The organism is Nocardia neocaledoniensis (assembly GCF_029868625.1).
GTDB lineage: Bacteria > Actinomycetota > Actinomycetes > Mycobacteriales > Mycobacteriaceae > Nocardia > Nocardia neocaledoniensis_A.
The window spans coordinates 25,261-34,272 of the sequence record NZ_JARWOJ010000084.1 but is presented as its reverse complement, the minus strand read 5'-3'; the positions used below and the strand labels follow the sequence as shown (position 1 = coordinate 34,272).

12 protein-coding genes are annotated in these 9,012 nt (G+C 69.1%); 4 read left to right on the top strand and 8 right to left on the bottom strand.

Translation table 11 applies throughout. The features are described 5' to 3' along the window. Positions 1-57 precede the first annotated feature (57 nt). Entirely contained in the window at positions 58-1,371 is a 1,314-nt protein-coding gene (locus tag QH270_RS05525) for a BBE domain-containing protein (RefSeq protein ID WP_280339268.1), read from the top strand. Between the two features lie 6 nt (positions 1,372-1,377). On the opposite strand, the gene QH270_RS05520 is transcribed toward QH270_RS05525, so the two are convergent. Together QH270_RS05520 and QH270_RS05515 are read right to left on the bottom strand one after the other, a co-directional pair. Then, complete coding sequence (locus QH270_RS05520; protein ID WP_280339267.1) at positions 1,378-2,196, bottom strand: cyclase family protein; 819 nt, start codon at positions 2,194-2,196, stop codon at positions 1,378-1,380. Between the two features lie 51 nt (positions 2,197-2,247). Continuing rightward, positions 2,248-3,060 (bottom strand): shikimate 5-dehydrogenase, encoded by an 813-nt coding sequence (locus tag QH270_RS05515; RefSeq protein ID WP_280339265.1) that lies wholly within the window; start codon positions 3,058-3,060, stop codon positions 2,248-2,250. A 257-nt stretch (positions 3,061-3,317) separates the two neighbouring features. Between QH270_RS05515 and QH270_RS05510 the strand changes: the two genes are divergently transcribed. Together QH270_RS05510 and QH270_RS05505 are read left to right on the top strand one after the other, a co-directional pair. Then, the gene (locus QH270_RS05510; RefSeq protein ID WP_280339263.1) at positions 3,318-4,559 is read left to right on the top strand and encodes an oxygenase MpaB family protein; all 1,242 of its coding nucleotides are present in this window, start codon (positions 3,318-3,320) and stop codon (positions 4,557-4,559) included. Positions 4,560-4,584: 25 nt separating this feature from the next. Further along, entirely contained in the window at positions 4,585-4,902 is a 318-nt protein-coding gene (locus QH270_RS05505; protein ID WP_280339262.1) for a hypothetical protein, read from the top strand. A 208-nt stretch (positions 4,903-5,110) separates the two neighbouring features. On the opposite strand, the gene QH270_RS05500 is transcribed toward QH270_RS05505, so the two are convergent. The 6 genes from QH270_RS05500 to QH270_RS05475 form a co-directional block, all read right to left on the bottom strand. Next, positions 5,111-5,797 (bottom strand): PAS and ANTAR domain-containing protein, encoded by a 687-nt coding sequence (locus tag QH270_RS05500; RefSeq protein WP_280339260.1) that lies wholly within the window; start codon positions 5,795-5,797, stop codon positions 5,111-5,113. Positions 5,798-5,897: 100 nt separating this feature from the next. After that, the gene (locus QH270_RS05495) at positions 5,898-6,074 is read right to left on the bottom strand and encodes a hypothetical protein (RefSeq protein WP_280339259.1); all 177 of its coding nucleotides are present in this window, start codon (positions 6,072-6,074) and stop codon (positions 5,898-5,900) included. Further along, positions 6,067-6,528 carry an STAS domain-containing protein gene (locus QH270_RS05490; RefSeq protein WP_280339258.1) on the bottom strand — a complete coding sequence of 154 codons (462 nt, stop codon included), beginning with the start codon at positions 6,526-6,528 and terminating at the stop codon, positions 6,067-6,069. Before QH270_RS05490 ends, QH270_RS05495 begins: the two co-directional genes overlap by 8 nt. Positions 6,529-6,633: 105 nt before the next feature. Then, positions 6,634-7,368: a metallophosphoesterase family protein gene (locus QH270_RS05485; protein ID WP_280339271.1), complete on the bottom strand. Its 735-nt coding sequence runs from the start codon at positions 7,366-7,368 to the stop codon at positions 6,634-6,636. A 7-nt stretch (positions 7,369-7,375) separates the two neighbouring features. Continuing rightward, on the bottom strand, positions 7,376-8,191 hold the full coding sequence (locus QH270_RS05480) for a nucleotidyltransferase (RefSeq protein ID WP_280339256.1): 816 nt from the start codon (positions 8,189-8,191) through the stop codon (positions 7,376-7,378). A gap of 78 nt (positions 8,192-8,269) precedes the next feature. Beyond that, the gene (locus QH270_RS05475) at positions 8,270-8,500 is read right to left on the bottom strand and encodes a hypothetical protein (protein ID WP_280339255.1); all 231 of its coding nucleotides are present in this window, start codon (positions 8,498-8,500) and stop codon (positions 8,270-8,272) included. A gap of 123 nt (positions 8,501-8,623) precedes the next feature. Between QH270_RS05475 and QH270_RS05470 the strand changes: the two genes are divergently transcribed. Continuing rightward, positions 8,624-8,971, top strand: coding sequence for a DUF6766 family protein (locus QH270_RS05470; RefSeq protein ID WP_280339254.1), 348 nt, complete (start codon positions 8,624-8,626; stop codon positions 8,969-8,971). Positions 8,972-9,012 lie beyond the last annotated feature (41 nt).

Genomic DNA, 9,012 nt, shown 5'->3' with positions numbered 1-9,012 from the left:
GCAGGCTACCCACATCCCCCCGGGGCAATCACCATTTGGTCGCTACACTTGCGCGCTGTGTCCACACCGACGTTCTCCCGCCCGGCGAAGCCGATGATCGCCCCGTCCATCCTGTCCGCGGACTTCGCGAACCTGGCCGCTTCCCTTTCGAACTCCCCCCGCCTCGCGTTCCCGGCCGCGGGGCGCGCCGACCTCGGCGCCGTCTACGAGGCACTGCACCGGTGGAATGTCACCATCCCGGCGGGGATCTGCCTCGGCGTCGGCATGGGCGGCCACGTGTGCGGCGGCGGGTACGGTCCGCTCTCGCGTCGGCACGGGCTCGTGGCCGATCACCTCGCCGGGGTGGAGGTCGTCACCGTCAACGACAGGGGCGCGGCGGACGTCGTCGTCGCCGAACGCGGCGGACCCCATCACGACCTGTGGTGGGCACACACCGGCGGCGGTGGCGGCAATGTCGGTGTGGTGACGCGGTTCCTGCTCCGCTCCCCCGACGCCGAGGGCGCCGAGCCCGCCGCGGCCCTGCCGACGCCGCCGGGCGCGATGCTCAGCGGGCGGGTGATCCTGCCCGTCGCGACCGAGGATTCGTTCGTCCGGTTCGTCGGCAACTACCTGGCCTTCTTCGAGCGGCACAGCGCACCGGGAGACGAGTTCGCCGGCCTCTACGCGCCGTTGATGATCCGGACGACCGGCACCGGCGCGGCCGAACTGCTCATCCTGCTCGACGCCGACACCCCGCACGCCCGAGCGCGTTTCGACACGTTCGTCGCCGCCGTGACCGACGGCGTGTTCCCGCCGGCGATCTCGCTGCCGGTCAACCGGCTGTCCTATCCCGACACCGTGCGCCAGGTGTACTACGCCAAGGCCCCGAGTTCGGTTCGGGTGAAGGTGAAGTCCGCCTACCTGCGCAAGGCCTACACGCCCGACCAGTTGCGCACGTTCTACCGTTACCTCGTCGATCCGCGTTTCCTCGGTGAGTCCCAGCTCGAGTTCCTGCCGTTCGGCGGCGCGATCAACGCGGTCGCGTCCGGAGCGAGCGCGATGCCGGCCCGGGACTGCTTCATGAAGATGCTGATCCACGCCGCGTGGCGGCTGCCCGGCGATGACGACCGGTATCTGCGATGGGCCCGCGAGATGTATCGCGACGTGCACGCCGGCACCGGCGGCGTTCCGATCCCGAACGAGACCTACGGTGGCAGCTACATCAACTATCCCGACGGCGATCTGGCCGATCCCGCGTGGAACACCTCCGGGGTCCCGTGGCACACCTTCTACTACCGCGACAACTATCCACGGCTGCGCCGGATCACAGCGGCGTGGGACCCGGGAAACGTCTTCGCCCACCAGCTCTCGATCGGCAGACCCGACTGGTGACGGTCCTCAGGTGAGCGCGAGCACCCGGCACGGTCCCCCGGTGCCGCCCGCGTGTTTGGGCGCGCCGACGACGACGGTCGCCCCCGACGGCGGCACCGCCGCGAGCTCGGCCAGCATCTCGACACCGTAGCGCCCGGCGCCGAGCAGGGCGGTGTGCGCGCCGAAGTCCGGATCCGCGCCGCAGTCCAGACTCAGGGTGTCGACCCCGGCGCCGGCGATCCCACACTGCGTCACCAGGTAGTCGACGGCTTCGGCGGCGAATCCCGGCGCGTGCGGCACCCCGCGCGCATCCAGGTTCAGGAAGGTCGACGGGTCGTCGAGCCGCCGCTCCCAGCCGGAGTACATGGCGACGAAGGCCCGCTCCGGGATCTCCCCGTGTGCGGCTCGCCACCGGTCGATGTCGGCGATGGTCACCACGGCGTCCGCGTCGTCGGCGGCCTTGGCGCTGATGTCGAGGACGACCAGCGGGGCGACGAGGTCGTCGACCGCAAGGGCGTCGGTCGTGGCGCCGTCGGCGATCCGGTGCGCGGGCGCGTCGAGATGGGTGCCCGTGTGCTCCCAGTAGCCGAGCGCGAACTGCCCGAATCCGCCCATCGCGTGCCAGGCCACCGGCACCATGGCCATCGGCGGATTGCCCGGCCACACCGGCAGTCCCGGCGAGAGCGTGTGCGTCAGATCGACCACACCCCCGGTCCGTGGCGAAGCCGCCGCGCGGGCCGGGACGACCGCGGCGAGCGCGGCACCACCCGCCCATCCCAACAGCGTCCGGCGGCTCGGTCGCGGCCCTCCGCTCCGCGCGAGACGAACGATCTCCGGCGAGCACATCGGCTCAAGATAGCCCAGCGAACCAGGCGGACACCGGGTATCGGGTGCGTGTCAGGACCGGGAGAACTCCGAGGCCCGCCGCACCTGATCAGGGGTGAGGCGTACACCGGTGTACAGGGCGAATTGCTCGGCGGCCTGCAGGGCGATGACCTCCGCGCCGGTGATGACGGGGACGTCAGCGGCGCGAGCGGCGGCGATCAGCGGAGTCTCGACGGGCAGGGCGACCACGTCGAAAACGGTGCCTGCGCCGGCGATCGTGGCGTCGGCGAAGGACTGCGTGTCGGCGTCGGGGCCCTGCATCCCGAGGGGCGTGACGTTCACGAGCACCCGCGCCCGGCGGTCACCGACCTCGGAGATCCAGGTCGCGCCGTACTGTTGCGCGAGCGCGCGCCCGGTGGTCTCGTTGCGCGCGACCACCGTGAGGTCCCGGAAACCGGCTCCGGCGAACGCCGCGAGGACCGCCTTGGCCATGCCACCGCTCCCGCGCAGCAGGACCGACGACGACGGGTCGACCCGGTGCGTGCGCAGCAGGGACTCCACCGCGAGATAGTCGGTGTTGTAGGCGGTGAGCACACCGTCGTCGTTGACGATCGTGTTCACCGAATCGATCGCCGTGGCGCTGGCGTGCATCCGGTCGACGAGCGGAATCACGGCTTCCTTGAACGGCATCGACACCGAAGCGCCACGAATCGGCAGCCCGCGCACCCCCGCCACCGCCTGCTCGATGTCGACGGGCGCGAAGGCCTTGTACACGTAGTTCAGTCCGAGTTCGTCGTAGAGATAGTTGTGGAATCGCGTGCCGATATTGCTCGGCCGCGCCGCGAACGAGACGCACAACCGCATGTCCTTGTTCAGGATCGGCACCGGGGCTCCTTCCGTCGTCGGTCCGAATCTACCGACGCGGTCCGGACGGCCACGGCAACGGGACGAACCGATGTCAGAGACGATGTCAATAAGTTACTACCCATTCGTCCCAAACAGACCCACAAAGCCCCTTGAGTCAAACAGCTTTCACCGCGAACGATCGATGCTAAGTTACTCCTCATTCCGACACATCACGGGCCAGAACTCGCTGTTCTCCGGCGTCGGAGGTGTCACGTACTCAATGAGGAGCGACGGCGATGTATGGACTCAACAGGCGCGACGCGTTGAAGGTCGGTGGCATGCTGGGGGCGCTCGGCGCCTTCACCTTGACCACGCCGGCCCGGGCCGAACCGTGGAGCTGGTCACCCCACGACTCGGTCGCCGGAGCCGGCGCGGGCGCCGACCCGATGACCGTCTGGGACCCCGAGGCCGACGGAGTCGTCGCCGGCCTGATCGAGCGCGGCGAGGTCCCCCGGGTGAACGAGTTGCTGCGCACCTGGACCAGAAACGGGCACGCGCTCCCGGACGGATTGCCTACGGAGCTGCGCGATTTCATGGAGTACGCCCGGCGGCTGCCGCACTGGACCGAGCCGGCGAAACTCGACACCGCCATCCAGTTCAACAAGAAGCGCGGCCTGTATCTCGGCGTGCTCTACGGCTTCGCCAGCGGCATGATGAGCACGGTCATCCCGAAGGAAGCACGCGCGGTCTACTACTCCAAGGGCGGCCACGACCTGAAGGACCGCATCTCCAAGACCGCCAAACTCGGCTACGACATCGGCAGCAACAACGCCTACGGCCCCGACGGGGAAATGGTCGTCACCTGCGTCAAGACCCGCCTCGTGCACGCCGCCGTGCGGCATCTGCTGCCACAGTCACCGCACTGGGTGCATTCGGCCGAGGAGAACATCCCGATCAGCCAGAACGACATCATGGTCACCTGGCACAGCCTGCCGACCACGGTCATGAAGCATCTCACCGCGTGGAAGGTGCCGATCCCCGCCCACGAGTCGGCGGCGTTCCTGCATTCCTGGCAGGTCGCCGCCCACCTGCTCGGGGTGCGCGACGAGTACATCCCGAACTCGTGGGCGTCGGCGAATTCCCAAGCGGCGCAGGTTCTCGACCCCATCATCGCCGCCACCCCCGAGGGCGCGAAGCTCGCCGACCGGCTGCTCGGCCTGGGTGCCAACATCGATTTCGCGTTGCTCAGCAAGCCGGTTCTCGGCTCGTTCACCCGCTTCCTGCTCGGGGACGCGATCGCCGACGGGCTGTCCATTCCGCGGGAACCGGTCTGGGACCCGCTGCTGCGATTCAGCTGGGGGCCGTTCATCGCCGTGCGCGAAGGCCTGCTCAGCGCGGTGCCACCGCTCGGCGATCCGTACTGGCTGCTCGACGAATTCCTGCGCAAGGCAGCGCTGATCTACCTGTCCGAACTGCGGATGCCGATCAGCATCGAGATTCCGACGATGAACCGCGACATGTCCCAGCCGCACCGCTGACGTCCACTGAACGAAGGAAAGACCCATGCGAAACACTCTCGGCCTCGCCTCCTGTCTCGCGGCGGCGGCACTCGTCGCCACCGCGCCGACCGCGACGGCGGGCCCCGCTCCCACACCTGTCGCCGACACCGGTTCCGCCGCGGTGGATCTGGGCTCGACCGCGGCGAACTCGATCGTCCAGCTGGCCCGCGACGGCGACATCATCGGGGTGATCGTCCTGCTCGGCATCACTCCCCTGCACATGCTGACCAGCGGGGTCTGCGACCTGGCCACCCTGTCGGCGCTGCCCGACCCGTGCTCTTCCGGCACGACGCGCTATCAGGCGGCCGGGGCCACCGGCTGAGTCACCCCGGGCGGTCGCAGGAGGAACCCGATCCGGCCTGCGCCACCGTCGGCGGGCGGCTGCTCGAATCCGATCTCCGCCTGGCCTCGTTGAACGATTCGGGAGAACTCGTCGTCGGCATCGGCGACGGGTTCTCCCGGGCACGACCAGCGGACCTCACCGCGATCTCGGTGCCGAACCCGCGCCGGCCCCTGCTACCGGATCCGGCTCAGGTCAGTGGATCGCCCTCGAGGTTCTGATGGACGGTGAGGAGCACATGGTCCAGGCGGGTGCGCAGCTTGACCTCGTTCCCGGACAGGGCGGGGAGCTCCGCGACGAGACGTTCGGCGATGGTCTTGAGCTTGATGTTGGTCTCCTGCGAGCGCCAGCGCAGCACCCGGAAGGCCTGATCGGCGTTGATGCCGTACGCGAGCATCAACGCGCCCTTGGCCTGCTCGATGACGACCCGGGCTTCCAGCAGCCGCGGCAAGGTGTTGTCGATCGCCTCGCGGCGGTACCCGTCCGCGGTGTCGGACACGTCGACGTAGTACCCCTCGGTGCCGATCACCGTGCCGTCGTCGTCGACCAGCGGGTCGGACACGACCAGTACCTCGCGCACCCGGCCGTTGGTGTCGATGATGCGGTGCCTGCTCGAGAAGGCGCCGCCGTCCTCGACCGAGGTGATCATGGCCGCGACCCGATCACGATCCTCGGGATGCTTGTGGGCGAGCAACAACTCGGTGGTCGGTTCGGTGCCGGGCGGGTAACCGTGCATCGCGGCCACCTCGTCCGACCATTCCCACCGGCGCGTGCCGAAGCGATACCGGAAACGTCCGACAAGCAGCGAATCTCCCACTCCCACGACCTGCTCCACGAGAGCACGTTCGGATCGGGACGTCTGCGCACGGTCTGTCATACCTGCGATTATTCACCGTGGACAACCATCCTCCGGTCACCTTTGGACGACGTCTTCACCGGGTCATCGCCGTCACCCGCGCAGCGTGACGCGCCGTCGGTCAGGCGGAGCGCAGTCGAGGTGCCGCCGGGCGCCGCGGTACGGCGGGCAGGCTCACCCTGCGCGGGGTGGCGCCGCTCATGATCTCGGCCCACCACGCCTGCAGCGGGCTGGGTTCGGGCCAGCGGACGAACGGGGCGTCGATATCGGACTGGTCGATGTCGTCGTACTCAGGCATGACTGCGATTCCTCAGATCTGCGCTGCCGGATCGCGCGGTGCACCGCACGTACTCGGTGGTCGCGGCGTCCAGGTCGGGATAGATCGGTAGCGCCAGGCCGGCGACGGTGGCGATGTGGGCGATCGCCGAGGACCGCGCGCTGATGACGCTCACCCGGAGTCCCTCGCGGCGGTACCGCTCGGCGGTGTCGGCGAGTTCCGCGATCGCCCGGCAGGCCATGAACTCGACAGTGCGGAGATCGACCAGGAGGTGGCCCGTGCCCATGGCGGCGATGCGGGCGGCATCGAAGAGCCGACGCCAGTGGCCGAAGGTGTAGGCGTCGATCTCGCCGTGGACCCGCAGCAGTATTCCGTATCGGTGGGTACTGGTCTCGGCGCTCAAGCGGGCACCGACGTCATCGGGATCGGCACCGGAGGAAGAGTGGGATCGGTCGTGGCTGAGTGGGGTGTTCACGAGTACTCGATTCCTCGGCACCGGCAGGCCTCGCGCTGCCACCGGCCCTCCCTCGCTGCTGAAGAAGAGCCGGTACAGCCATTGCAGCACGTTCGGACGGGTTTGTCACCGATTCGGCGCGAAACGTCCCGCAGGCGCGAGGTCGTAGACCGCGTATTCGGTGCCGATCACCGGCTGGGCGACGTTGCGGACACGGATACCGCCCGGCGTCGTGCCACGCTCGATGCCCGCGTGCGCGTGCCCGTGTATCGCGAGGTCGGCGCCGCAGGCGTCGATAGCCTCGCCGAGCAGATACGAGCCGAGGAACGGGTAGATCTCCGGCGGTTCACCGTGCAGTGTGTCCGAGATCGGCGCGTAGTGGGTGAGCGCGACCGTCACATCGGCGCGCAGTCCGGCGAGCGCGGCCTCGAGGCCGTGCGCCAATTCGACGGTGTGCGAGGCGAATCGGCGCATCTCCGGTTCGCCGAAGACGCTCGCGCACTTACCGGCGAAGCCGCCGCCGAAGCCCTTGGTCCCGGCGATGCCCAGCGCGGCGCCGTCCACGCTCAGCACGGTCGCGGTGCCCTCCAGCACGGTGATGCCGTGGTCGGACAGCAGCTGGGTGATCTCGCCGGCACGGTCGCTGTGGTGGTCGTGATTGCCGAGCACCGCGACCACGGGAACACCGAGATCGGCGAACTCGGCGGCGACGGTCTTCGCCTCGGCGATCGTCCCGACCCGGGTGAGGTCACCGGCGAGCAACAGCACGTCGGCGTGCTCGGGCAGGTCGGTGAGCGCGGGCCGCAACCGCCCGCGGGAATCGGCTCCCAGATGGACATCTCCGACGGCGGCGATACGCATGCTCACCTCACCGCAACCGTTCCGGCTCGGCGGGCGCCGCGGGGTGGCTCACCCGCACGTCGTTGTGCACCCGGTACTGGCCGACCCGCTCGCGCAGCACGGTTTCCAGTGCGTCCCTGCTGGATTCGTCGCCGACCTCACCGGTGAGGACGACGACGTCCCCGCGCAGCGTCACGTGCACGCTCGACGTCGCCGTGCGGGGGTCCTCGGCGAAGGCACGGCGCAGATTGGCGACCAGGTACTGGGGCGGTTCACCGTGCGCGTTCTCGAACGGGAAGGGGTGCAGGCCAAGATCGGCGGTGAGCCCGAGGAAGGCGCGGGCATAGGGCGAGTGCGACACCTCGCGGTGCACCGCGGGCCAGTCGATCTGCTCGCGCAGCGCGCGGGCGGTCGCGAGCAGCCTGGTGAAGTCGAGTCGGTGCGCGTCGAGCACCATGAGCCGGTCGATCAGCAGGTCGGTTCCGGTCAGCACCGGGGCGATCGCGGGGCCGATGCCCATCGTCTCGGCGCGTTCGAGGAGGGCGTCGTCGACGGTGTGGTGGTTGGTGCGGAAGATCAGGTCCACCAGGATGTCCCCGTCGTAGGCCTTGGTCAGCCAGTTCTCCACCGGATCCTCGGGCCGCATCCCCACCTCCACCAGCGCCGCGCGCGCCGCCGCGCTGTCCGTCGGCCGGACGAAGATGTCGACGTCGTGTTCCGACGCCGGTCCGCCGCGCGCGTACACCGCGCATCCGCCGCCGACCGCGAAGCGAATCCCCTTGTCCTGCAGGGTGTTCACGACATGGGTCAGGGTGTGCAGCAGTTGGTCGATATCGGCGCTCATCAGCCCGGCTCCCTCCCGGTGTTTCCGGCCGGGCCCGGCGACGCGGTGCCGGGCCCGGTCCTCGCGTACCGCACCCGATCAGCGCAGGCGGGCGGCGAGCAGTTTCTTCGCCTGTTCGGCCCCCTTGCGACTGTCGGCTTGTGCGCGGCGGAAGAACTCGGCGAGTTCGGTGTCGCCCGCTCGGTCGGCGTCGCGGGAGTACTCCTCCATCCGCAACGCGTTGCTCAACGCGGCTTCGGTGAACCAGATCAGGTCGTAGTCCTTGTCGGCGGTCCCGGTGACCTGCCCGGTCTCCTGATCGACAGCCATCTGCGTCCTCCTCTCGCTCCGTCGCCGCGAACGCGGCCACACGCTGGTCCTACCCGCCTGTCCGCGCCTCAATCGGCGGTGCGGCGGCCGTGTCGGATGCCGATTGCCGGGTATTCGCCAGGTATGGCACATTTCCGGCGGTGGGGAGCTGTCTACCTGCTCATGCTGCTCTTCCTCGGCTCGTGGGCCGCCCAGTTCGTCACCCAGCTCATCGAATACCGCAACACCCAGCAACAGCTCGGGCAGCCGTTCCTCTGGTCCGGTTACTGGCCGGAGTTTCTCGCGAGCACGTTCGAGAACTGGCAGAGCGAGTGGTTCCAGCTCGTCTTCCAGGCGGTTCTGCTGCTCGGCGCCAAGCACTGGATCTTCCGGGTGGACGCCGAGAACGCCGAACGCATCGAATCCAAGATCGACGATCTGCGGACCTATCTCGTCCCACCCGCCCATCGGACGGAGGTGCCGGGCGACTGAACCGACCGCGCGGATTGAGCGCGGCGATCGCGGGTAGCGCG

Coding starts and splice junctions, on each gene's coding strand:
- QH270_RS05520 (WP_280339267.1), bottom strand. CDS start 2,196: ATGTGCTCGCCGGAGATCGTTCGTCTCGCGCGGAGCGGAGGGCCGCGA.
- QH270_RS05505 (WP_280339262.1), top strand. CDS start 4,585: ATGCGAAACACTCTCGGCCTCGCCTCCTGTCTCGCGGCGGCGGCACTC.
- QH270_RS05495 (WP_280339259.1), bottom strand. CDS start 6,074: ATGCCTGAGTACGACGACATCGACCAGTCCGATATCGACGCCCCGTTC.
- QH270_RS05480 (WP_280339256.1), bottom strand. CDS start 8,191: ATGAGCGCCGATATCGACCAACTGCTGCACACCCTGACCCATGTCGTG.
- QH270_RS05510 (WP_280339263.1), top strand. CDS start 3,318: ATGTATGGACTCAACAGGCGCGACGCGTTGAAGGTCGGTGGCATGCTG.
- QH270_RS05475 (WP_280339255.1), bottom strand. CDS start 8,500: ATGGCTGTCGATCAGGAGACCGGGCAGGTCACCGGGACCGCCGACAAG.
- QH270_RS05500 (WP_280339260.1), bottom strand. CDS start 5,797: ATGACAGACCGTGCGCAGACGTCCCGATCCGAACGTGCTCTCGTGGAG.
- QH270_RS05485 (WP_280339271.1), bottom strand. CDS start 7,368: ATGCGTATCGCCGCCGTCGGAGATGTCCATCTGGGAGCCGATTCCCGC.
- QH270_RS05470 (WP_280339254.1), top strand. CDS start 8,624: ATGGCACATTTCCGGCGGTGGGGAGCTGTCTACCTGCTCATGCTGCTC.